This window comes from Kribbella sp. NPDC004536, from assembly GCF_042873835.1.
In the GTDB taxonomy this organism is placed as follows: Bacteria; Actinomycetota; Actinomycetes; order Propionibacteriales; family Kribbellaceae; genus Kribbella.
This window is the reverse complement of record NZ_JBIALY010000001.1, coordinates 1,015,472-1,037,581: the sequence shown is the minus strand read 5'-3', so window position 1 is coordinate 1,037,581 and position 22,110 is coordinate 1,015,472. Positions and strand designations below refer to the sequence as shown.

24 protein-coding genes are annotated in these 22,110 nt (G+C 69.2%); 19 read left to right on the top strand and 5 right to left on the bottom strand.

Features of this window, described 5'->3' with window-relative positions; translation table 11 throughout:
- Positions 1-64: 64 nt before the first annotated feature.
- The 9 genes from bioB (at position 65) to ACFYRU_RS05015 (ending at position 8,358) form a co-directional block, all read left to right on the top strand.
- Positions 65-1,060: a biotin synthase BioB gene (gene bioB, locus ACFYRU_RS05055; RefSeq protein WP_387653084.1), complete on the top strand. Its 996-nt coding sequence runs from the start codon at positions 65-67 to the stop codon at positions 1,058-1,060.
- Entirely contained in the window at positions 1,057-1,239 is a 183-nt protein-coding gene (locus ACFYRU_RS05050) for a hypothetical protein (RefSeq protein ID WP_387653082.1), read from the top strand. Before bioB ends, ACFYRU_RS05050 begins: the two co-directional genes overlap by 4 nt.
- Positions 1,239-2,528 carry an adenosylmethionine--8-amino-7-oxononanoate transaminase gene (locus ACFYRU_RS05045; protein ID WP_387653080.1) on the top strand — a complete coding sequence of 430 codons (1,290 nt, stop codon included), beginning with the start codon at positions 1,239-1,241 and terminating at the stop codon, positions 2,526-2,528. The genes ACFYRU_RS05050 and ACFYRU_RS05045 overlap by 1 nt, the downstream gene beginning before the upstream one ends.
- A gap of 142 nt (positions 2,529-2,670) precedes the next feature.
- A complete protein-coding gene (locus ACFYRU_RS05040) occupies positions 2,671-3,792 on the top strand; it encodes an 8-amino-7-oxononanoate synthase (RefSeq protein WP_387653078.1) in 1,122 nt (373 codons plus the stop codon).
- Positions 3,789-4,445, top strand: a complete 657-nt coding sequence (gene bioD, locus ACFYRU_RS05035; RefSeq protein ID WP_387653077.1) for a dethiobiotin synthase — start codon at positions 3,789-3,791, stop codon at positions 4,443-4,445. The genes ACFYRU_RS05040 and bioD overlap by 4 nt, the downstream gene beginning before the upstream one ends.
- 41 nt (positions 4,446-4,486) lie before the next feature.
- The gene (locus ACFYRU_RS05030) at positions 4,487-5,512 is read left to right on the top strand and encodes a hypothetical protein (RefSeq protein ID WP_387653075.1); all 1,026 of its coding nucleotides are present in this window, start codon (positions 4,487-4,489) and stop codon (positions 5,510-5,512) included.
- Positions 5,513-5,532: 20 nt separating this feature from the next.
- Complete coding sequence (locus tag ACFYRU_RS05025) at positions 5,533-5,730, top strand: hypothetical protein (protein ID WP_387653073.1); 198 nt, start codon at positions 5,533-5,535, stop codon at positions 5,728-5,730.
- A gap of 9 nt (positions 5,731-5,739) precedes the next feature.
- On the top strand, positions 5,740-7,290 hold the full coding sequence (gene guaA, locus ACFYRU_RS05020) for a glutamine-hydrolyzing GMP synthase (protein WP_387653071.1): 1,551 nt from the start codon (positions 5,740-5,742) through the stop codon (positions 7,288-7,290).
- Between the two features lie 81 nt (positions 7,291-7,371).
- Entirely contained in the window at positions 7,372-8,358 is a 987-nt protein-coding gene (locus tag ACFYRU_RS05015) for an ArsR/SmtB family transcription factor (RefSeq protein ID WP_387653069.1), read from the top strand.
- On the opposite strand, the gene ACFYRU_RS05010 is transcribed toward ACFYRU_RS05015, so the two are convergent.
- Positions 8,355-9,119: a TetR/AcrR family transcriptional regulator gene (locus tag ACFYRU_RS05010; RefSeq protein WP_387653068.1), complete on the bottom strand. Its 765-nt coding sequence runs from the start codon at positions 9,117-9,119 to the stop codon at positions 8,355-8,357. The genes ACFYRU_RS05015 and ACFYRU_RS05010 overlap by 4 nt on opposite strands.
- Before the next feature lie 49 nt (positions 9,120-9,168).
- Here ACFYRU_RS05010 and ACFYRU_RS05005 point away from each other — a divergent pair, with 49 nt between their 5' ends.
- The 3 genes from ACFYRU_RS05005 to ACFYRU_RS04995 are packed head-to-tail and all read left to right on the top strand — an operon-like array spanning position 9,169 to position 11,632.
- Entirely contained in the window at positions 9,169-9,999 is an 831-nt protein-coding gene (locus tag ACFYRU_RS05005) for an SDR family oxidoreductase (RefSeq protein ID WP_387653066.1), read from the top strand.
- A 5-nt stretch (positions 10,000-10,004) separates the two neighbouring features.
- Positions 10,005-10,583, top strand: a complete 579-nt coding sequence (locus tag ACFYRU_RS05000) for a DinB family protein (RefSeq protein WP_387653064.1) — start codon at positions 10,005-10,007, stop codon at positions 10,581-10,583.
- A 32-nt stretch (positions 10,584-10,615) separates the two neighbouring features.
- On the top strand, positions 10,616-11,632 hold the full coding sequence (locus ACFYRU_RS04995; RefSeq protein WP_387653062.1) for an Rv2578c family radical SAM protein: 1,017 nt from the start codon (positions 10,616-10,618) through the stop codon (positions 11,630-11,632).
- Between the two features lie 7 nt (positions 11,633-11,639).
- Here the strand turns inward: ACFYRU_RS04995 and map are convergent, their stop codons facing one another.
- Positions 11,640-12,407: a type I methionyl aminopeptidase gene (map, locus tag ACFYRU_RS04990; protein WP_387653061.1), complete on the bottom strand. Its 768-nt coding sequence runs from the start codon at positions 12,405-12,407 to the stop codon at positions 11,640-11,642.
- A 100-nt stretch (positions 12,408-12,507) separates the two neighbouring features.
- On the opposite strand from map, the gene ACFYRU_RS04985 reads away from it, so the two are divergent.
- Together ACFYRU_RS04985 and ACFYRU_RS04980 are read left to right on the top strand one after the other, a co-directional pair.
- The gene (locus tag ACFYRU_RS04985; RefSeq protein ID WP_387653059.1) at positions 12,508-13,644 is read left to right on the top strand and encodes a CapA family protein; all 1,137 of its coding nucleotides are present in this window, start codon (positions 12,508-12,510) and stop codon (positions 13,642-13,644) included.
- A 60-nt stretch (positions 13,645-13,704) separates the two neighbouring features.
- Positions 13,705-14,247, top strand: a complete 543-nt coding sequence (locus tag ACFYRU_RS04980; RefSeq protein ID WP_387653057.1) for an rRNA adenine N-6-methyltransferase family protein — start codon at positions 13,705-13,707, stop codon at positions 14,245-14,247.
- 27 nt (positions 14,248-14,274) lie between these two features.
- Here the strand turns inward: ACFYRU_RS04980 and ACFYRU_RS04975 are convergent, their stop codons facing one another.
- Together ACFYRU_RS04975 and ACFYRU_RS04970 are read right to left on the bottom strand one after the other, a co-directional pair.
- Complete coding sequence (locus ACFYRU_RS04975) at positions 14,275-16,011, bottom strand: ABC transporter ATP-binding protein (protein WP_387653055.1); 1,737 nt, start codon at positions 16,009-16,011, stop codon at positions 14,275-14,277.
- A complete protein-coding gene (locus ACFYRU_RS04970; protein ID WP_387653053.1) occupies positions 16,008-17,729 on the bottom strand; it encodes an ABC transporter ATP-binding protein in 1,722 nt (573 codons plus the stop codon). The genes ACFYRU_RS04975 and ACFYRU_RS04970 overlap by 4 nt, the downstream gene beginning before the upstream one ends.
- Before the next feature lie 88 nt (positions 17,730-17,817).
- Here ACFYRU_RS04970 and ACFYRU_RS04965 point away from each other — a divergent pair, with 88 nt between their 5' ends.
- Both ACFYRU_RS04965 and ACFYRU_RS04960 read left to right on the top strand, forming a co-directional pair.
- Complete coding sequence (locus ACFYRU_RS04965) at positions 17,818-18,420, top strand: lysoplasmalogenase (protein ID WP_387653051.1); 603 nt, start codon at positions 17,818-17,820, stop codon at positions 18,418-18,420.
- A gap of 63 nt (positions 18,421-18,483) precedes the next feature.
- Complete coding sequence (locus ACFYRU_RS04960; RefSeq protein WP_387653049.1) at positions 18,484-19,449, top strand: glycerophosphodiester phosphodiesterase; 966 nt, start codon at positions 18,484-18,486, stop codon at positions 19,447-19,449.
- Between the two features lie 67 nt (positions 19,450-19,516).
- Here ACFYRU_RS04960 and ACFYRU_RS04955 read toward each other — a convergent pair whose 3' ends face one another.
- Positions 19,517-19,852, bottom strand: a complete 336-nt coding sequence (locus ACFYRU_RS04955) for a PspC domain-containing protein (RefSeq protein ID WP_141854607.1) — start codon at positions 19,850-19,852, stop codon at positions 19,517-19,519.
- Positions 19,853-20,001: 149 nt separating this feature from the next.
- On the opposite strand from ACFYRU_RS04955, the gene ACFYRU_RS04950 reads away from it, so the two are divergent.
- The 3 genes from ACFYRU_RS04950 to ACFYRU_RS04940 all read left to right on the top strand — a co-directional run bounded on the left by ACFYRU_RS04950 (position 20,002) and on the right by ACFYRU_RS04940 (position 22,086).
- Positions 20,002-20,721, top strand: a complete 720-nt coding sequence (locus tag ACFYRU_RS04950; protein WP_387653047.1) for a PASTA domain-containing protein — start codon at positions 20,002-20,004, stop codon at positions 20,719-20,721.
- 88 nt (positions 20,722-20,809) lie between these two features.
- On the top strand, positions 20,810-21,259 hold the full coding sequence (locus ACFYRU_RS04945; protein ID WP_387658013.1) for a SigE family RNA polymerase sigma factor: 450 nt from the start codon (positions 20,810-20,812) through the stop codon (positions 21,257-21,259).
- The gene (locus tag ACFYRU_RS04940) at positions 21,256-22,086 is read left to right on the top strand and encodes a PASTA domain-containing protein (RefSeq protein ID WP_387653046.1); all 831 of its coding nucleotides are present in this window, start codon (positions 21,256-21,258) and stop codon (positions 22,084-22,086) included. Before ACFYRU_RS04945 ends, ACFYRU_RS04940 begins: the two co-directional genes overlap by 4 nt.
- Positions 22,087-22,110 lie beyond the last annotated feature (24 nt).

Here is a 22,110-nt window from a genome sequence, read left to right as displayed (position 1 = left end):
CGCAGTACCGGCCCGCCCGCCTCGCTTAGTGTGAGCCCGACCGTTCTGATGAGGCAGGGGAAGCATGACTGAGATCCTGGACGTGGCACGTGAGCAGGTTCTGGAGCAGGGCGTCGGGCTGAGCCAGGAGCAATTGGTCGAGGTTCTCGGACTGCCCGACGAGCGACTGCCGGAATTGCTCGCGCTGGCGCACGACGTACGGGTGAAGTGGTGCGGCGAGGAGGTCGAGGTCGAGGGGATCATCTCGCTGAAGACCGGCGGCTGTCCCGAGGACTGTCACTTCTGCTCGCAGTCCGGCCAGTTCACCTCACCGGTCCGCGCGGTCTGGCTGAACATCCCGGAGCTGGTCGAGGCGGCCAAGGAGACCGCGAAGACCGGCGCGACCGAGTTCTGCATCGTGGCCGCCGTGCGTGGGCCGGACGAGCGGCTGATGTCCCAGGTGAAGGCCGGGATCGACGCGATCAACGCCGAGGTCGACATCAACATCGCCTGCTCGCTCGGCATGCTCACCCAGGCACAGGTGGACGAGCTGAAGTCGTGGGGCGTGCACCGGTACAACCACAACCTCGAGTCGGCCCGGTCGTACTTCGGCGACGTCGTCACCACGCACTCGTTCGAGGAGCGGTGGGAGACCTGCCTGATGGTGCGCGAGTCCGGCATGGAGCTGTGCTGCGGCGGGCTGGTCGGGATGGGCGAGAGCCTGGAGCAGCGCGCCGAGCTGGCCGCGCAGCTGGCCGAGCTCGACCCGCACGAGGTCCCGCTGAACTTCCTCAACCCGCGCCCGGGCACGCCGTTCGGCGACCTCGAGGTGATGGACGGCAAGGACGCGCTGCGGACGATCGCCGCGTTCCGGCTGGCGATGCCGCGGACGGTCCTGCGGTACGCCGGCGGCCGCGAGCTGACCCTCGGCGACCTGGGCACCCGCGACGGCCTGCTCGGCGGCATCAACGCGGTCATCGTCGGCAACTACCTGACCACCCTCGGCCGCCCGGCGACCGCCGACCTCGACCTGCTCGCCGAGCTGAAGATGCCGGTCAAGGAGCTGCAGAAGACGCTATGACGTACTGCGGGCGATGTGGCGAGGAGGGGCGGCACGAGGCGTGCGTACGGGCGCTGGTGCTGGAGCCGCCGCGGTACTGCACGGAGTGCCGGCGGCGGATGATCGTCCAGGTGCATCCGATGGGCTGGAGCGCTCGGTGCTCGGTCCATGGCTCGGTCCACGGTGAGGTTGTGTCCTGATGTCCGATCTGCTGGCCCGGGACGCCGAGTTGCTCTGGCATCCGTACTCGTCGCTGAGCTCGCCGTCGCCGGTGCGACTCGTCACGGGTGCTTCCGGCGTACGGCTGCAGTTCGACGGCGGAGTCGAGGCGATCGACGCGATGTCGTCGTGGTGGTGCATGATCCACGGCTACCGTCATCCGGTGCTCGACGCCGCGCTGAAGGAACAGGTCGACTCGTTCAGCCACGTGATGTTCGGTGGGCTCACCCACGAACCGGCGATCCGGCTCGCGGAACGGCTGGTCGAGATCACGCCGGACCCGCTGCGGCACGTGTTCTTCTGCGACTCGGGGTCGGTGTCGGTCGAGGTCGCGATCAAGCTGGCGCTGCAGTACCAGGTCGCGCGCGGGCGGGTCGGACGGACCCGGATGCTGACCGTCCGCGGCGGGTACCACGGCGACACCTTCTCCCCGATGAGCGTGTGCGATCCCGTCAACGGCATGCACTCCCTGTTCACCGGCGCGCTGAAGGAGCAAGTCTTCGGGCCGCAACCCCCGGCCGACTTCAACCGCCCTGCGGATGACCCCGAACTACTGTCCTGGGCCGAGGCAATGTCCGCACTGGCTGCTGAGCATTCGAACGAGGTCGCCGCCATCATCGTCGAGCCCGTGCTGCAAGGCGCCGGCGGCATGTACCCGTACAGCCCCGCCTGCCTGCAGGTACTCCGCGAACTGGCCGACCGCCACGGCTTCCTCCTGATCTTCGACGAGATCGCGACGGGCTTCGGCCGGACCGGTACGTTGTTCGCCTCCGAGCACGCAGGCGTCGATCCCGACATCCTCTGTGTCGGCAAGGCGCTGACCGGCGGCTACCTCACGCTGGCCGCGATGTTGTGTACGACGGACGTCGCTGCCACGGTTTCGAACGGCCCGGGCGGCGCCCTGATGCACGGCCCCACCTTCATGGCCAACCCCCTGGCTTGTGCGGTCGCCCTGGCATCACTGGACCTTCTGCTGTCCCAGGACTGGGTTGCTCGGGTCGACGCTATCTCTGCGGGGCTTGCGTCCGGTCTGCGCGCGGCGCGGGAGTTGCCTGGGGTGAAGGACGTACGGGTGATCGGCGCGGTCGGTGTCGTACAACTGGGTGGACCGGTGGACCTGCCAACGATGACGGCCGCGGCTTTGCGGCGCGGTGTGTGGGTGCGGCCGTTCCGGGACCTCGTCTACACGATGCCGCCGTACATCTGCACCGACGACGAGATCGCCACCATCGCGGCGGCGATCACCGGCGCGGTCGAGGAGGCCGGATGATGGCCGGAATTGGGGGCCGGACCCGCGTGGCGGGGGCCGTGAACAAGGTATTGCTGGTGCAACGGCACCGGTTCCTGTTCACGGCCACGAGAGTCGGGCGGCGCCGTGCGGGACGTGGTCTGCGGCTGGGAGGTGGATGGTGATGCTCGAGGACTGGATCGCTCCGAAGGCCGCGGCGCTGGAGTCGCGCGGTCTCACCCGGCGGCTGCGGCCGCGCGTGGCCGGCGACGACCTGATCGACCTCGCCGGCAACGACTACCTCGGCCTGGCCCGCGATCCGCGGGTCGTGGCGGCCGCAGCGGACGCCGTACGGACCTGGGGGACCGGATCGACGGCGTCCCGGCTGGTCACCGGTACGACGGAACTCCACGAGCAGCTCGAGTCCGCGCTGGCGGCGTACGCCGGGCAGGAGTCGGCGCTCGCGTTCTCGTCCGGGTACCTCGCGAACCTCGGCGTGGTCACCGCGCTCGGCGGCCCCGGCACGCTGCTGATCTCCGACGAACACATCCACGCCTCGCTCGTCGACGCGTGCCGGCTGTCCCGGTCCCGCGTCGAGGTCTTCCCGCACAACGACGTCACCGTCGTCGAGAAACTCCTTGCCGAACGCAACGAGCCGCACGCGGTGGTGATGACCGAGTCGGTCTTCTCCGTGCTCAGCGACGAGGCTCCGTTGACCGCGCTGGCGGCGACGGCCGCGGCGTACGACGCCGTACTGCTCGTCGACGAGGCGCACGGGTTGGGTGTCACCGGCGGCGGCCATGGTTCGGTCCACGCGTTGGGGCTGGCCGGCCTCGACCACGTGATCGTGACGATGACGCTGTCCAAGGCGATGGCCTCCCAAGGCGGCGTCGTACTCGGGCCGTCGTTGTTGCGTGACCACCTGATCAACCGGTCGCGGCCGTTCATCTACGACACCGGCCTCAACCCGGCCGCCTGCGCGGCCGCGCTCGCCGCGCTGCACGTCCTCGCGGCCGAGCCCGACCGCCCGTCCCGCATCCACGCCGCGACGGCCCGCCTTGCCGAGGCGACCGGTGTCCCGCCCGCCGCCGGCCCGGTTGTCTCGATCCCGATGCCGGGACCCCGCGAGGCGGTGGCCGCCGCCGAGTTGTGCTTCGAGAACGGTGCCCGGGTCGGCAGCTTCCGCCCACCGTCGACCCCCGACGGCATCAGCCGCCTCCGTCTCACCGCCCACGCCGGATTGTCAGCAACGGACCTCGATCACGCGTCCGCCGTGATCGTCGACGCGATCGGTCAGGTTTCATGATCACATTCGTCACCGGTACGGACACCGATATCGGTAAGACGGTCGTCACCGCGGCGCTTGCGGTGCTTGCCGGGGAGTCGGTCGCGGTGGTCAAGCCGGCCCAGACCGGCGTGGCGCCGGACGAGCCGGGCGACCTCGCGGAGGTCGAGCGGCTCAGCGGCGTGACCACCCTGCACGAAGGCGTGCGGCTGCCCGAACCGCTCGCGCCGACGACGGCGGCCCGCCGCGCCGGGATCAAGCTGCCGTCGGTGGAGGAGTGCGCCGCGTCGATCGACGAACTGGCCCGTACGTACGACACGGTGCTGGTCGAGGGCGCCGGCGGCCTCCTCGTCGGACTGGATGCCGACGGCAACAACCTGGCCGACCTCGCGGAACACCTGACCCAACCGTTCCGCTTCGTCGTCGTCGCCCGGGCCGGCCTCGGCACCCTGAACCACACCGGCCTGACCGTGGCTGCGCTGCGATCCCGCGGCCTCCCGGTCGAGGGCCTCGTCATCGGCTCGTGGCCGGCAGCGCCCGACCTGGCCGAACGCTGCAACCTCGAAGACCTGCCGACGACGTCCGGCGCGGCCATCCTCGGCAGGATCCCCGCCGACGCAGGCAAGCTCTCGCGGGAGGAGTTCCGCTCCGCAGCCCCCGGCTGGTTCGAGTGAATGGATGTCCGGCTCGGTTCGACACCGAGCTCGGATACTGGGTGGTCGACGATCCCGCGGTGGTGCGGGAGGTGCTGCTGCAGCCGGAGACGTTCCGGCCGGACAACGCCGTACTGGCTCATACGCCGTTGTCGGTGAAGGCGCTCCGGGTGCTGTCGGCGGTCGGGTTCGCGCTGCCGCCGACGCTGGCGAACAACGCCGGTACGTCACACCGCCCGATCCGGGCCGCCGTAGCACGGTTCTTCAGCCCGGCGCGGGTCGCCGCCGTCGAACCGCTGGCCCGCGAACTCAACACAGCCCGCGTCACGGCCGCCGAAGCCGCGCTCGCGACCGGTGCGGAGGTCGACCTTGTCCAGGCGATCGCCGCCGAGCCGCCCGCGCTCGTACTGCTCCACCTGCTCGGCCTCGAGCACGTCGACGTACCGGCCCTGAAAGCCTGGAGCCTCGACTCCCTGGAGCTCTTCTGGGGTACGCCCGACGAGGACCGCCAGCTGGAACTGGCCCACAGCGCGGCCGAGTTCTACGCCTGGCTCCGCGCCCGTACTACGGCTGCCCGCCGAACCCCCACCACCGACCTCTTCGGCGTCCTGGTCCAGCTGGGCCTCACCGACGAAGAGGTCTGCGCCGTGGGCTACTTCCTCCTCATCGCCGGCCAGGAAACCACCACCCAACTGATCTCCACCGCCTTCCTCCAGGCCCTGGGCACCCAGCTCACCCCCGCCGACCTGGTGGAACACGTACTCCGCACCTCCTCCTCAGTCCCCACCTGGCGCCGCGTGACCGCCACCCCCACCACCCTCGGCACAACCACCCTCCCCGCCCAAGCCCCCCTCCTCCTCACCCTCACCAACCAAGGCGGCCCCGCCGACCTAGCCTTCGGCCAAGGAATCCACCGCTGCCTAGGCGCCACCCTCACCCGCCTGGAGGCTCGAGTGGCGCTGGAGTGCGCTCATGAGCTGCTGGGCCGGATCCGCCTGGTGGAGGAGCCGCCGATGATCGAGCTGCTCTCGTTCCGGGCGCCGAAGCGTCTCCGGGCTGTAACGGACGGTAACACCGGCGACAACTGACGCCACTAGCGTCGCGTCTCGTGAGTACAACCTGCCGGTACCGGGTGCGGCTGTGGTTCGGCCCGCACCGGATCTCCGAGTACATCGGTGACGACGCGGCCGCGGTGCGGTACGAGGCTAAGATGCGGCGGCGGTTTCCGGGGCTGGAGGTGACCAGTGAGGCGTTGCCGGACGGTGCTGGTCCGGTGGATTACAGCCCGGCTGACCTGCACCGATAGGCTTTGGGCGTGGCGGAACATGAGCTGGTTCTGGTTGTCGACTTCGGGGCGCAGTACGCGCAGTTGATCGCGCGGCGGGTGCGTGAGGCGAAGGTGTACTCCGAGATCGTGCCGCACTCGATGCCGGTCGAGGAGATGCTGGCGAAGGGGCCGAAGGCGATCATCCTGTCCGGCGGGCCGCAGTCGGTGTACGCCGAGGGTGCGCCGCGGGTCGACTCCGGACTGTTCGACGCGGGCGTTCCGGCGTTCGGGATCTGCTACGGGTTCCAGGCGATGGCGCAGACGCTCGGCGGCGAGGTGCGCCGGACCGGGCTGCGGGAGTTCGGCCGTACGCCCGTCACCGTCAGCACGGCCGGGACGCTGCTCGCGGGCATCCCCGAGGACCTGAACGTCTGGATGTCACACGGTGACGCCGTCCACGCCCCGCCCGCCGGCTTCGCGGTACTCGCCGGGTCCGAGGGTGCGCCGGTCGCGGCGTTCGAGGACCTGGACCGCAAGCTCGCCGGGGTGCAGTGGCACCCGGAGGTCCTGCACTCGCAGGCCGGGCAGACCGTGCTGGAGCACTTCCTGTACGAGATCGCCGGCTGTACGGGCGACTGGACGACGACGAACGTGGTCGAGGAGCAGGTCGCGCTGATCCGCGAGCAGGTCGGCGACAAGCAGGTACTGTGCGCGCTGTCCGGCGGCGTCGACTCCGCGGTCGCGGCCGCCCTGGTGCACAAGGCGATCGGCGACCAGCTGACCTGTGTGTACGTCGACCACGGTCTGCAGCGGGCTGGCGAGTCCGAGCAGATCGAGAAGGACTTCGCCGCCGCGATCGGGATCCGGCTGGAGTCGATCGACGCGTCGGACCAGTTCCTGACCGCGCTCGCCGGCGTCACCGACCCGGAGCAGAAGCGCAAGATCATCGGCCGCGAGTTCATCCGCACCTTCGAGGCGACCGCGCGCAAGGTGGACGCCGAGCGGCACATCGAGTTCCTCGTCCAGGGCACGCTGTACCCGGACGTCGTCGAGTCCGGCGGTGGCGCCGGTACGGCGAACATCAAGTCCCACCACAACGTCGGCGGCCTGCCGGACGACATGCAGTTCAGCCTGATCGAGCCGCTCCGGACGCTGTTCAAGGACGAGGTCCGTGAGCTCGGCCTCGCGGTCGGCCTGCCGGAGACGATGGTCTACCGGCACCCGTTCCCGGGCCCGGGCCTGGGCATCCGGATCATCGGCGAGGTGACCCGCGAGCGCCTGGACATCCTCCGCGCCGCGGACCTGATCGCCCGCAACGAGCTGACCGCGGCCGGGCTCGACCGGGACATCTGGCAGTTCCCGGTCGTCCTGCTCGCCGACGTACGCTCGGTCGGCGTCCAGGGCGACGGCCGTACGTACGGTCACCCGGTCGTCCTGCGTCCGGTCACCAGCGAGGACGCGATGACCGCGGACTGGGCCCGGCTGCCGTACGACGTGATCGAACGCATCTCGACCCGCATCACCAACGAGGTCGACGAGATCAACCGGGTCACCCTCGACGTCACCAGCAAGCCCCCGGGCACCATCGAATGGGAGTAACACTGGGTGACCCCGGCGACTGTTAGAGTCACCGGGGTCGTTCGTAAACCACAGCGGGCGACTTTCCTCGGGGGAGGGCTCGTGGTGTTTCGCATTCATTTCGACTGCGCGGATCTGGCCAGGACGACGATTGCGCGGCAGCCGGATCCGTTGTGGGAGGTCCTGCTGGGCCTCCATGTCCTGCAAGGCGACGACGAACCGGAGACGTTCGGGACCTGGCGGGAACGGGCCCGGGCGCGGCTGACGACGCTCGAGCAGGACCTGCTCGCGCTCGCGCCACCGGTCGGGTACTCGCCGGACTTCATGACGCCTGGGGCGGCGGCGGGTGGACTCGAAGCGGGGCTGAACGCGGTCGCCGCGACTTCGACCGTGCGACTGACGACGGAGCTACGGCAACTGTCCGACAGCGTACGGCTGCCCGGCTGGACGCGACGGCTCGCGGCCGGCGAGACCGGTCCGATGAAACGGCTCGTGCAGGGGCTCCGGTCGTTCCACCGGACGAAGATCGCGCCGCAGATGCCGATGATCGCCGGCGCGGTCGAGCCTGCGGTCGCGAAGTACACGGAAACCGTTGCAAACAACGGGTTCGAGTCACTGTTGCCAGAGCTTCACCACACGCTCAGCTGGAACGTCCCGGTGCTGTCGGTCGACATGCCGCACATCGAGCGCGACCTGTACCTGAACGGCCGCGGCCTGCGGCTGGTGCCGTCGTTCTTCTGCTGGAAGTACCCGATGATGCTGCTCGACCCGGACCTGCCGCCGGTCCTGGTGTACCCAGTACGCCACGAGGCTGCGCGGCCAGGACTCGTCGTACGGCGACCGGACCGTGAGGGCGCCGTCGCGGACCTGCTCGGCAAGACGCGGGCACGGGTACTCAAGAGCATCTCGGTGGGCGCCTGCTCGACCAGTGAACTAGCAGCCCGCGCAGGCATCTCCCTGGCATCAGCCAGCGAACACGCCCGCGTCCTGCACGACACCGGCCTGGTCACCACCCACCGCACCGGCAGCTCGGTCCGCCACACCCTCAACCCCGTCGGCGCCCACGTACTGACCGGCGCCCGCTGCTAGGGCTGGATGCCGTCGAGTAGGCGGTCGAGTCCGTAGCGGTAGGCATCGTGGGCTGTGGACTTGTAGCCGTTGGCGTTCCAGATGGTTGTCATCGCGGGGTGCTGCTGTACGTCGAAGTACGTCTCCCACAGGTCGTTCCGCTCGTACCACCAGGCGTCGTTGGTCTGTCCGGTCGTCTGCTCGACCAGTCGGCTCTCCGCCTCCAGGCTGGCCGCGGAGTCTACGTACGTGGTGATCGCGAGCGCTGCGGTGTTCGTCTCGGTCGGCGTGAGTCGTAGACGGAGCAGCACGGACAGGAGGTACTCACGACCCGCCAGCATGCCCGGCCCGACGGGCGGGCGGATCGTGGAGACCTGTGACAACCACAGGTGCTTCTGGAACATCTGACGGGTCTCCACGGAGTACACCTCGACCTGCTCGCGCCAGTCGGCCGGCCGTGGTTCGCCAGGGCCGGGAAGACGGCGCTCTCCGAGCACCTGGTCGACCATGAGGTCCAGGAGCTCATCCTTGGACGGTACGTACGTGTAGAGCGTCATCGTGCCGACGCCGAGCTCCTTCGCGAGTCCGCCCATCGACGCGGCGGCCAGACCTTGTTCGTCCGCGAGCCGGATGCCCGCGTCGACGACGTCGTCGACGTTCAGCGAGGGGCGGCGTCCGGCGCCACGCTTCCGCTCGGGTTCCGCGGCCGGTTGACGGTGGTTGCGCCACAGCAACGCCAGCGTCCGGTCCGGCTGCCCCTCACCACTGCGCCGCTCACTCACCAGGCCAACGATAGGCGCTGGCCTGAATTATCGTATACCCTACGAGATTATGATCTTGGTGACGGGTGCGACGGCGAATGTCGGGCGGCTGCTGGTCGACGAGCTGGTGGCGGTGGGGGCGCCGGTGCGGGCGCTGACGAACGATCCGGCGCGGGCGGCGCTGCCGGACGGTGTGGAGGTTGCGCGCGGGTACCTCGGGAAGCCGCGGACGTTGCCCGCGGCGCTCGCCGGCGTCGACACGGTGTACCTCGCGCCGCTTCCGGCGTACGTCGACGAGTTCGTCCGTTGCGCGCGCGACGCCGGCGTGCGGCGGGTCGTCGTACTGTCCGGGGAGCCGGCCGAGTACGAGGCGCAGGGCGATCCGGCGACGTGGCACTACTACCGGCTGGAGCGGGCGATCGAGGCCGGTGGGTTCGAGTGGACGTTCCTGCGGCCGGGGCAGTTCATGAACAACACACTCGGCTGGGCGCCGACGATCAAGGCCGACGGGGTCGTACGGGCGCCGTACCCGAACGCCGTGCAGACGCCGATCGACCTCGCCGACATCGCCGCGGTGGCGCGGGTCGTGCTGCTGTCGGAGCGGTACGTCGGGCAGAAGATCGTGATGAGCGGGCCGGAGGGGATCACCCCACCGGAGCAGGTCGCGCAGCTCGCGGCGGCGATCGGCCGGGAGGTGCGCTTCGAGGAGCAGACACCTGCTGAGTACCTGGCGGGTCTGGCGCCGGTGATCGGTTCGGAGACGGCTCAGTGGTTGCTGGACGGGTTCCGGATGATGGCGGAACACCCGATGAAGCCGGAGCCGGCGGTCTTCGAACTGACCGGCCGGACGGGCACGACGTACGCCGAATGGGCAAAGGCGAATGCGGACGCCTTCCGCTGACTGGCATGATCGCGGATGTGAAGGATCTGATGCACGACTACCTCCGCAAGGCCCGTGAGGCGATGGTCTGGAAGCTCGACGGGCTCGGTGAGTACGACATCCGCCGGCCGCTGACGCCGACCGGGACCAACCTGCTCGGGCTGGTCAAGCACCTGTCGATCGTCGAGGCCTGGTACTTCGGCCAGACCTTCGACCGCCCGTTCACCGAGGAACTGTCCTGGTGGGACGACGACGCGGAGCCGAACGTCGACATGTGGGTGACCGCGGACGAGACCCGCGAGGACGTTGTCGGACTCTACCGTCGGGTCTGGGCGCACGCGGACGCGACGATCGAGGCGCTGCCGCTGGAAGCTCCGGGAGTGGTGCCGTGGTGGCGCAAGCCCGACACGACGCTGCACAGCATCCTCGTCCACGTGATCGCGGAGACGAACCGGCATGCGGGACACGCCGACATCCTGCGCGAGCAGGTCGACGGCGCTGCCGGCATGCGCGCGGACAACTCGAACCTGCCGGAGCAGGACGCCGAGTGGTGGGCGGCGTACCGGGCCCGCGTGGAGGAAGCCGCGCGGGCTGCCGCGGTTTGACTCTGGGTCGAACGTGTGTTCGACTGTGAGGCATGAGGTGGGCGGGTCAGCAACTCGACGTCGAGACCCCGGGGACGTTGCCGGGGCTCGGGTCGATCGCGGGCCTGGTCCGGTCGGTGACGACACCTGAGTTCCAGGGGATCACGTTCCACGAGGTGCTGGCGCGGTCCGCGCTGAACTCCGTCCCGGGTACGGCGCTGCCGTTCAACTGGACCGTCAACCCGTACCGCGGCTGCACCCACGCCTGCCGGTACTGTTTCGCCCGGCCAACCCACAAGTACCTGGAGCTCGACGCCGGGCAGGACTTCGACCGGCAGATCGTGGTGAAGACCAACGTCGCCGAGGTCCTGCGCCGGGAACTCGCCCGCCCGTCCTGGAAGCGCGAACCGGTTGCCCTAGGCACCAATACGGATCCGTACCAGCGCGCCGAGGGCCGCTACCGGCTGATGCCCGGCATCATCGAGGCGCTCGCCTCGTCGGGTACGCCGCTGTCCATCCTCACCAAGGGCACGTTGCTCCGCCGCGACCTGGGCCTGCTCACGGCTGCGGCTGCTGACGTATCGGTCGGTATCGGCGTCTCGCTCGCGCTGGGCGACGAGGTGCTACGCCGCCGTCTGGAGCCCGGCGTACCGTCCGTCCGCGGCCGCCTCGACTTCATCCGTACGATCCGCGACGCCGGCCTGCCGTGCGGCGTGATGGTCGCCCCCGTCCTCCCCTGGCTCACCGACTCGACCGAGCAGTTGGACCACCTACTCGGCCAGCTGTCCGAAGCAGGCGCCACCGGCGTCACCCCACTCGTCCTCCACCTACGCCCCGGGGTGAAGGAGTGGTTCATGCAATGGCTCGCCTACGACCACCCGGCCCTGGTAGCCCGCTACGAATCCCTCTACGCCCACGGCCCGTACGTAGCCCAGAGCTACCAACGCGCCTTTGACACCAAGCTCCGCCCCCTAATGACCAAACACGGCTTCGCCCGCCACTCTCCCCACCGCTCCGAACCCATTCGCGGCATGCACCCATCACCCCCTCCTCAGGACCCCTTGTTCTGAGGGCGATCTACGGGAGGGTGAGGATGCGGGGGCCGTCTGGGGTGATGGCTACGGTGTGTTCGGCGTGGGCGCCTCGGGTTTGGTCGGCGGAGCGTAGGGTCCAGCCGTCTTCGTCTATTTGGTAGGTGGAGCTCGGGCCGGTCCAGAACCAGGGTTCGATGGCGAAGACGTGGCCGGTTTGGAGTTTCAGGCCGCGGCCGGGGCGGCCGTTGTTGGGTATGTGCGGGTCCTGGTGCATGCGGCGGCCGATCCCGTGGCCGCCGAAGTCGAGGTTGGTGCCGAGGCCGGCCTGCCTACCGACCTGGCCGATGGCGGCGCCGATGTCGCCGATGCGATTGCCGGGGACCGCGGCGGCGATACCGGCGGCGAGCGCGCGTTCGGTGGTCGCGATCAGCTCGAGGTCCTCGGGGTGCGGCGTGCCGACGCAGAAGCTGATCGCCGAGTCGGCGCACCAGCCGTCGATCGACGCGCCGCAGTCGACGTTGAGGAGGTCGCCGTCCTGCAGCCGCAGCTCGTTCGGCAGGCCGTGCAGGACGGCGTCGTTCACCGACGTACAGATCACGCCGCGGAACGGCAAGGTCGAAAACCCCGGCTGGTAACCGTCGAACAACGACACCGCCCCGGCGGTACGCAGTACGTCCCGGGCCACCACGTCGAGTTCGAGCAGCGAGACGCCGGCGGTGGCGTGCTTCTTCACCGTCTGCAAGGCGTTGGCCACGACCCGTCCGGCGGCACGCATCTGCTCGATCTCCGCGGGCGTCTTCAACTCGACCATGGTTTCACTTACTACCACACGAGCTTTGGACACGATCCGATCTCCGTCCCAACCAACCTCGCGAACCGGGCGTCTTCAACGACGACAAAGGGGGCTGGGGATGGCTGTACGACGACGCGCAGTACTCGGGGGAGTTCTCGCCGGAGCCGCCGCGCTGGCGACGACAGGTTGTCTGGCGGACACGTTCGCCGACACGACCGATCGTCCGACCAAGAGCGCGGAACCGAAGCAGGGCAGGAAGTCCGACCGGATCACCGTGGTCGCGACCGGCGACGTATTGCTCCACGAGCGCCTGTGGACCACCGCGAAACGCGACGGTGACGGTGGGCAGTGGGACTTCGCTCCGCTGATGGCGAGCGTGAAACCCCTTGTGCAGAAGGCGGATCTCGCGATCGCGCATCTCGAGACGCCGCTCGCGAAACCCGGCGGGCCGTACCACGGCTACCCGCTCTTCCAGGGGCCGCCGCAGATCGCGACTGCGCTGAAGCAGACCGGGTACGACCTGTGCACCACCGCCAGCAACCACAGTTTCGACGGCGGCGCGGCCGGTGTGGACCGTACGCTCGACACGCTCGACGAGGCCGGCCTCAGGCACGCCGGAACGGCGCGGACGCGGTCCGAGGCCGAGGGGATCACGATCGTCGACGTGCACGGGGTGAAGGTCGCTTCGTTGAGCTTCACGTTCGGGTTCAACGGGCTGCCGTACCCGAACGGCGAGACGTGGCGCGCGGGCAAGATCAGCACGAAGTCGATCCGGCTGAAGGCGCAGGACGCCCGCGACCGCGGGGCCGACCTGGTGATCGTCAGCTGCCACTGGGGTACGGAGTACTCGGACAAGCTGAACGACCAACAGCGCGAGGTCGGTCCGGAACTGCTTGCCGACAGCAACATCGACCTGGTGATCGGGCATCACGCGCACGTCGTGCAGCCGATGCAGCAGATCGACGGGAAGTGGATTGCGTACGGGCACGGGAACCTGGTCGCGGCGCATCGCGAACCGAACAGTACGAAGGCGGAGGGGTTGCTGACGCGCTTCACGTTCACGCGCGACGGTGGCGGATGGCGGACCGAGGCCGAGTACGCGCCGCTGTTGATGACCGACGACCTGCCGGTGCGGGTTCTGGACGTACGACATGAACTCGCGAAGGACACGGCGCGGCGTGAGCGGTTGGAGTTGGCGCAGCGGCGGACTGCGGAGACCGTTACCGCGTTGGGGGCGGCGCCGAAAATGCTTTGAGGTAGAGGTGTTGGCGGCTCTAGGGTCGTCGCATGAATACGTACTTTGTGATGGTCCGTCGTGCCCGCCTCCGGGCAGGCGCGGGGTGCCTGGGGATGGCATCCGCTCGATAGTCGTTGGGCCGAACGGGTCGTGGACGCGGCCGGGATCAAACCCGGCGAACTCGTCCTCGACGTCGGGGCCGGGCTCGGTGCGCTGACCGCGCCACTGGTCCGGGCCGGCGCCCAGGTGGTCGCGGTCGAACTCCATCCAGGTCGTGCCGACCGGTTACGCCGGCGGTTCGCGGACGCGCCGGTGACGGTCGTCCGGGCCGATGCCGGTGATCTCCGGTTGCCGTCGCGGCCGTTCCGGGTGGTGTCGAGCCCGCCGTACAACATCTCCACGCTGTTGCTGAAACGCCTGCTGGCACAGGGTTCTCGCCTGGTTTCGGCCGATCTGGTGTTGCAGCGGCAGGTGGCGAACAGGTGGGTCCGCGGCCAAGCACCCGGGGCGAACCGGTGGCTGCGTCACTACACCCCCACCCTCGGCCTACGCCTTCCCCGCAAGGCTTTCACCCCACCACCCCACGTAGATTCCACAGTCCTCCTACTACGAAAGCGCTGATGGAACCCCCACCAACTGGTGGGGTTCTCAGCCGTGCCAGGAGTGCCAGAGGGCGGCGTAGGGGCCTTTGCGGGCTACTAGTTCGTCGTGGCTGCCTAGTTCGGAGATGCGGCCGTCTTCTACTACTGCTACCCGGTCTGCGTCGTGCGCTGTGTAGAGGCGGTGGGCGATTGCTATGACGGTGCGGCCTTCCAACACAGCTGCCAGGGAGCGCTCCATGTGCCTTGCGGCTCGGGGATCGATCAGGGAAGTTGCCTCGTCCAGCACGAGCGTGTGGGGATCAGCCAGGACCAGCCGCGCCAGTGCGAGCTGCTGCGCCTGAGCAGGGGTCAGCGACAGCTGGCCCGAACCGACGCGCGTATCCAGCCCGTCCGGCAAAGCCTCGGCCCACTCGCGAGCGTCCACCGCACCAAGCGCGTCCAGCAGTTCAGCGTCGGTCGCGGACGGACGCGCCATCGACAGGTTGTCGCGCAGCGTACCCACGAAGACATGGTGTTCCTGCGTCACCAGTGCGACCTGCTTGCGCAGCTCGTCCAACGGAAGGTCCGTCATGCCGACCCCGCCGACCGTCACCGAGCCGGTCCGCGGCGGGTGGATGCCCGCGACCAGCCGGCCCAGCGTGGACTTGCCTGCGCCGGACGGTCCGACCATCGCGATCCGCTCGCCCGGCTGGATCGTCAGGTCCACCCCGTGCAGCACATCGCGTCCCTCGACGTACGAGAAGCGCACGTCCCGCGCCTCGACCAGCTCACCGGACGGCTCGCGTCCCGATGGCGTACGGTCGTCCGGCACGTCGCTGATCCCGAGCAGCCGCGCGAACGCCGCACCACCCGACTGCAGCTCGTCCAGCCAGGACAGCAGCCGGTCGACCGGGTCGATCAGCTGGTTCACGTACAACACGGCCGCCGTGACCGCGCCGAGTGAGACATGCCCGTTCAGATGCAGCCACCCGCCGAACAGCAGCGTGCCCACGACCGGTACGAGATACCCGAGCTCAGCGGCCGGGAAGTACACCGTACGCAGGAACAACGTGTACCGCTCGGCGAGGAAGCTCCCGCGGATGTCCTCGTCCCCGCGCCGCACCCGGTCGTCGAACCGCCGCAGTGCCTCGACTGTCCGCGCACCCTCGACGGTCTCGGCGAGCGAGCTGGTCATCTGCGCGTACGCCGCGTTCTCCCGCAGGTAGCCGTCCTTGGCACGCCGCAGGTACCACTTCGTGCTCAACCACAGCAGCGGCACCATCGCCACCAACGGCACCAGCACCCATACGCCGACCAGCATCGTCGCGACCGCGGTGAACACCACGGTCACGAACGCGATGATCGTCTCCGGTACGGCGAACCGCACCGTCCGCGACAAGGTGTCCACATCTCGCGAGGTCCGCGACAGAAGGTCACCCGTGCCGGCCCGCTCGACCGTGCCGATCGGCAGCGCCAGCGCGTTGTCGACGAACTCCTCGCGCAGCTCGGCCAGCACCTGCTCGCCGAGTGCGAACGACTTGTACCGCGCCCAGCGGGTGAGCAGCGACTGCGCGACGATGAACCCGGCGATCACGACGATCACCAGGTTCACCTTGGCGGCGGTCGTGCCGTGCTGGACGTCCTCGACCAGGTCACCGATCAGCCGCGGCGCCGCGAGCCCGGACACCGCCGCCAGACCGTGCAACAGCAACGCGATCAGCAGCGTCCGCGGGTGCCGTCGCGCGAGCCGGCGGGCGTGCCGCCGGATCTCGGCCGGCCCGGCCACGGGCAGGATCTGCCTCATCGGAGGGCCTCCTCAGCTTCGGTCTCGCGGGTGACGGTCCGGCGGTACGCCGGGGTGGACTCGAGCAGCTCGCGGTGTTTGCCGGTGGCAACGACTCGCCCGGCGGCGACGAAGATCACCTCGTCGACGCGGTCCAGCAGCAGCGGGCTGGCGGTCAGTACGACGGTGCTCCGGCCGGCCCGGTGCGCGTGCAACCGGTCCGCGATCCGCGCCTCGGTGTGCGCGTCGACGGCGGACGTCGGCTCGACCAGGACCAGTACGGACGGGTCGGCGAGCAGCGCCCGGACCAGCACGAGCCGCTGCCGCTGGCCACCGGAGAACGAGCGTCCCTTCTCCTCCACCTCGGAGTCGAGGCCGTCCGCCAGCGCAACGAGCACGTCCTCGGCGGAGGCCGTACGGATAGCAGCCAGCAGCTCGTCGTCAGTACGGCGACCTGTTGGGTCCAGCTCCGTGCGGAGTACGCCGGTGAACAGCTGAGCGCCAGTGTCGCTCACCAGGATCCGCTCGCGGACGTCTGCCCGCGTAGCGCTCGCCAACGTCACACCGCCGTACCTGACCTCGCTGGCGTTCTCGTACCGACCCAGGCGATCAGCAAGCGTGCCGTAGGTGTCCGGCTCGGCGGCGACGATCGCGGTGAGCAGACCGTCGCGGGCGCGGACGCCGGAGACCGGGTCGACCAGGTCGCCGTGGTCCGGCAGCCGCACAGGCGTCTCCGGGTCGGTCACGTCCGGCTGCAGCTTCAGCACCCGGATCACACGGCCCGCGGCGACGAGCCCTCGCATCAGCTGGTTCGCGAACTCGGTCGCGGTCCGCAGCGGCAGCACCAGGAACGTCGCGTAGCCGTAGAACGCGACCAGCGAACCCGCGCTCAGGTCACCGCGCAGCGCGAAGTGCGCACCGAGCCCGACGACGAGTACGACGAAGACGCCGGGCAGCAGCACCTGTGCCGCGTCGAGCACCGACTGGATGCCCGCGACCCGCACGCCGGCCTTCCGCACCTGCTGCGACTCGCTCCGGTACCGCCGGGAGAACGACTCCTCGCCGCCGATCCCGCGCAGCACCCGCAGGCCGGCAACGATGTCGGAACCCAGCGAGTTCAGCTCGCCGACCGCCTCGCGCTGCGCGGACTGCCGCTTGTGCAGCGGGCGCAGCATCGGGCCGAGCGCGAACAGCATCACCGGCACGCCGATCAGCACGACCAGGCCCAGCACGGTCGAGGACGACAGCAGGATCACCGCGACCACGAAGAACGCCACGATCGCGCCGGCGAACCGGGCCGAGATCTCCATCAGGTTCCCGATGTAGGACAGGTCACCGGCGCCGATGCTGACCACCTCGCCGGTGGCCAGCTGCTTCGGCAGCGTCGCACCGAGGTCGGCCGACTTCCGGGTCACCACCTGGACCGTCCGGTACGCCGCGGTCAGCCAGTTGGTGACCGCGAACCGGTGCCGCATGATGCCCGCGGTCGCCTGCACGACGCCGACCGCGAACAGCAGCGCCGTCCAGCGCAGCAGCCGCTCGCCGTCCCGCGCCGCGATGCCCTCGTCGATGGCCCGGCCGAGGATCGCCGGGATGAAGGCCTGCGCGGCCATCCACAGGATGCCGAACGTCATCCCGCCCGCGAGCGTGCGGGCCTGACCGCCCGCGACCCACCACAGGTAGCGGGCCGGTGAACGGTGATTCGGGACGCCGGGATCGGCGAGCGGCAGTTGTCTCATGGCCCACTCAGGCTAGGTCCCCGCTCCGACAGTTCGCATGCGAATTACTCGCACCTGTGGACCCCTCGAACCGGCACCATCTACTTCCATGAACAGGGGACGGACCTGGCTGATCGCGTACGGCGTACTCGCCGTCGTCCACCTCGGCACGATCGCGATCGGCGAGACGTGGTCGCAGCTGATCACCAAGGTGCTGCTGATGCCCGTGCTCGCGGTGTGGGTGCGGCTCAACCGCGGTCCGACGACGCTGCTGGTCGCACTAGTCGCTTCCTTCGCCGGGGACTTCCTGCTGCAGGTGGACCAGCTCCTGCCGGGCATGGCTGCGTTTGGTGTCGCACATGTGTGCTACGTCATGCTGTTCAACCACCGTGCTCGTAGGCGCTCGCTCGTGGTGGTAGCGGCGTACGGCGTGGTCTGGCTGGGTGTGCTGGTGCTGCTGTGGTCCGGCCTGGGTGACAACCGGATCCCCGTGGCGCTCTACTCGTTGCTGGTCACCGCCACGGCTGTCACGAGCGCGTGGAACGGCTGGCGCGCCGGACTGGGCGGTGCACTGTTCCTGATCTCGGACGGGCTGATCGGCGTGGGTTTGGCAGGACATGACTTCGCCGGGCATGACTATCTGGTGATGGCGACGTACTGCGTCGCGCAGTACCTGCTCTCGAGCAGCGTGCTGCGTGGTGACGGACGGTAGACCTTCACCTTGCGTTGGGCAACGGGTTCCCGTCGGGCAATGTCAGACCCCTGTCCTGGATCCATGTTGGTGATCGCGCATCGGGGAGCGAGTGGCTACCGCCCGGAACACACACCGGCGGCGTATCGGCTCGCCGCAGCCCAGGGGGCCGACTACCTGGAGCCGGACCTGGTCGCCACGCTCGACGGCGTACTGGTGTGCCGGCACGAGAACGAGATCTCCGGTACGACGGACGTCGCGGAGCACCCGGTCTTCGCGGACCGGAAGATCACCAAGATCGTCGACGGGACCGCTGTCACCGGCTGGTTCGTCGAGGACTTCACGTACGCCGAGCTACGCACGCTGCGGGCCCGTGAGCGGATGCCCGCGCTCCGGGCGAACAACACGGCGTACGACGGACTCGAGGAGATCCCCACGTTCGACGACGTGGTCGACCTGGCGCGTCGCGAGTCCGTACGGCTCGGCCGGCCGATCGGGGTGATCCCGGAGATCAAGCACCCGGCGTACTTCCGGCGCCTCGGCCTGCCGCTGGAGGAACTGCTCACGGAGCGGATCCTGGCGCTGCGGCTACGCCCTGACGAGATCATGGTGCAGTCGTTCGAGCCGACGAGCCTACGGCGGCTGTCGGTGATGGCACAGGTCCCGCTGGTGCAGCTGGTCGACTCCGAGAGCGCACCGAACGACTTCCTGCGTACAGGGGACGGGCGGACGTACGCAGACCTCATCGAGCCGCGGGGTCTGCGGGAGATCGCGACGTACGCGCAGGTGCTGGCGCCGCATAAGGACCTCGTCGTACCGCGTACAGCTGACGGCTGCCTGGGTGAACCGACCAATCTGGTCGACCACGCGCACCGTGCCGGGCTGGGAGTTCAGGCGTGGACCTTCCGCGCGGAGCGCCGCTTCCTGCCGACAGCGACCGACTTCGCGACAGAGCTGACCCGCTTCGCGGCCCTGGGCCTCCAAGGCGTCTTCACCGACCACCCGGACCAGGCCATAGCCGCCCTGCGCAAGCACTCTCTGAACGTGTAGCAGCGGGGCAACCGCTGCTGCGGTCACCCCGCCTGGGGTCCTGCGCCTCCGGCGGGCGCAGCTGCTGTCACGCCGCCGGGGGCTTGTTGTTGGTGTCGTCGTAGATGCGGGAGGCGATGTCCTGCTCGGTGGTGTCCTGGTGCTGGTTCACCGACTGCTGGACGTTCTGCCAGACGGCCTTGCCGTCGGACTCGGGGATCACGATCCAGGCGACCGCGTAGCCGATCAGCGCGGCGCCGCCGGTGATCAGCGTGAGGCCGACCCAGCCGAGACGGACCAGGGTCACGTCGACGTTCAGGTACTCGGCGATGCCGCCGGAGACACCCGAGAGCATCCGCTGGTTCGAGGAGCGACGCAGGGTCTTGCCGGAGAGGTTCTGGAACGGTGCGTTGGAGTTCGTCATGGCTCTACTGTCCCGTTCCGGCACCCCCCGCCACATCAGGATCGGTACCGACCGACCCCTGACCCACCCCTGACGACTTTCGTGGTCACCCGGTGGTCGCAGACGTCCGCAGCGCCCAGACTGTAAGGGTCGACGAAGTGCGAGACGCCATGGACCAACCTGAGCTCCGCGACCGGCTGGCGACGGCTGCGGTGGTAGTCACCGTGGTCGCTGTGATCGGCGTGACCAATGCCCTGGCGGCCGGCCGCGGGTCAGGGACCGGACCCCTGCCAGGCCCGGAGCCCGCGCCGATCGTCATGCGGCAGGTCGGCTACGGGCACGCGGCGATCGCCGTACCGAGGGTGTGGGGTACGAACGTCAGCCGGTGCGGCGTACCGCGCCGTGACACCGTACTGATCGACGACCCGAGCGCGGCCGGCGACTGCGACCTACCCCGCCCGGAGGACGTGAGCAGCGTCGAGCTGGCCACCGCGCCACCGGTCGGTTTCCGTCTCGACGACACGTTCATGGTGAATGGGGTACGGGCCGAGCGCAGCTGGACCACCTGTTCGGACGACGACGTGTGCTGGGGTGCGGTGGGGTTGCCGTCGCTCAAGGTCTGGTTCCGCGCCTCGTCGTCCAGGAGCGCTGCCGAGGTGGACCAGATCCTCAGCCGGATCGCGGTCCTGCGGGACCGCGTCGGAGTGCCCAGTACTCAGTCGCTCGATTCCGCGGCGTACGCGGACCAGTTGCGGCGGTTGGGGCTCAAGGTGGAGTTCCGGACTCGTACGTCGGTTGTCTCCAAGCCTGGCCGCCTGGTTGGGGTCTCACCCGAACCAGGGACCGTACTGGCGCCCGGGGACGCTGTGACGCTCACGGTGATCAAGTAGGAACCTCGGCCGACCGTCACCCTGTCTATAGGGGTGAGGAGGGGAGATGGACGAGTTCACCGAGTACGTGACTGCACGCTAGTCCACGCTGGTCCGGTCGGCGGTGCTGCTCGGTTGTACGCCGGCCGAAGCCGAGGACCTGGTGCAGTCCGCGCTGGAACGGTGCCTCGTCAAGTGGAACCGGGTGCGCGTCGCGGAGGACCGTGACGCGTACGTACATCGCGTACTGGTCAACTGCTTCCGCTCCTCCCGCAGACGCCGCTGGCACGGGGAGCTCCCGTCAGCGTCGCTCCCGGAAACCACGGGCACCGACGAGACCACAGAGGTCGACGACAGCGACGCGGTGATGCGCGCACTGGACAGACTGCCCGGTGACCAGCGCACAGCCGTCGTACTGCGGTACTACGCACACCTGTCCGAACAGCAGATGGCCACCGTCCTGGGAGTAGCCACCGGCACCGTCAAAAGCCGCCTGTCCCGCGCCGTGAAGGCCCTCTCCCAGGACCCCCACCTGGCAGAACTGCGAGAACCCCGATGACCGACCTGACAAACCTCCTGACCCGCACCGCCGCCCGAACCCCCGTAGGCCCACCCCCACTAGCGGCGCTCCACACAGGCGCCAAACGCCGCAGGCGCCGCCGTACGGCGACAAGCATGGGAGCGGCCGCCGCAGCAGTCGGCGCAGTCATTGGCGCGACGACCCTCCTCACCCCGCACCCACCAACCACAGCGGCCGCCCCACCTCCTACCCGCCTGGTGGGCCTCGGGCACGCTGTCATCGCTGTCCCTGCGGACTGGCCCACCAACAAGAGCAACTGCGGCACACCACGTCAGGACACCCTCCTGCTCGATGATCCGACCGAGGCGCAGCTCTGCATGTTCTATCGCCCGGCCGGTGTCGAGAGCGTCCAGTTGGCCAACGGGGGCCCGAGAGCAGACTTCCGCGCCGACCGGACGTTGGAGATCGACGGCGTGCCGGCCGAGAGGCAGCAGACGACGTGCGCGGTGTCCAAACGACTCAAGACCAGCGTGACCTTCTGTTCGGGCACGGTGTTCATTCCGTCGTTGCTGGTGTGGTTCCGCGCGGAGTCGTCCACCGACGCGGCTGAAGTCGACCGGATGCTCGACCGGATCCAGATCCTGTCGGAGCAGTCGGGCGTACCCAGCTACTGGTCTCTCGGCGGTGCACCCACAGGTCCGGTCGTCGGCAAGTACACGCCGCTGCTGGCGGTGGCCGGGCTCAAGGCGCGCTACAAGCAGGTCAAATCACCCAGCTACCCGACCGGCACGATCCTCGGCGTCTCGCCCGCCGCCGGTACGGTGCTGCCCGTCGGCTCGACCGTGACGGTCACTGTGGCGAAGTAAAGTGTCGGTGCGGCCGCCTAGCGT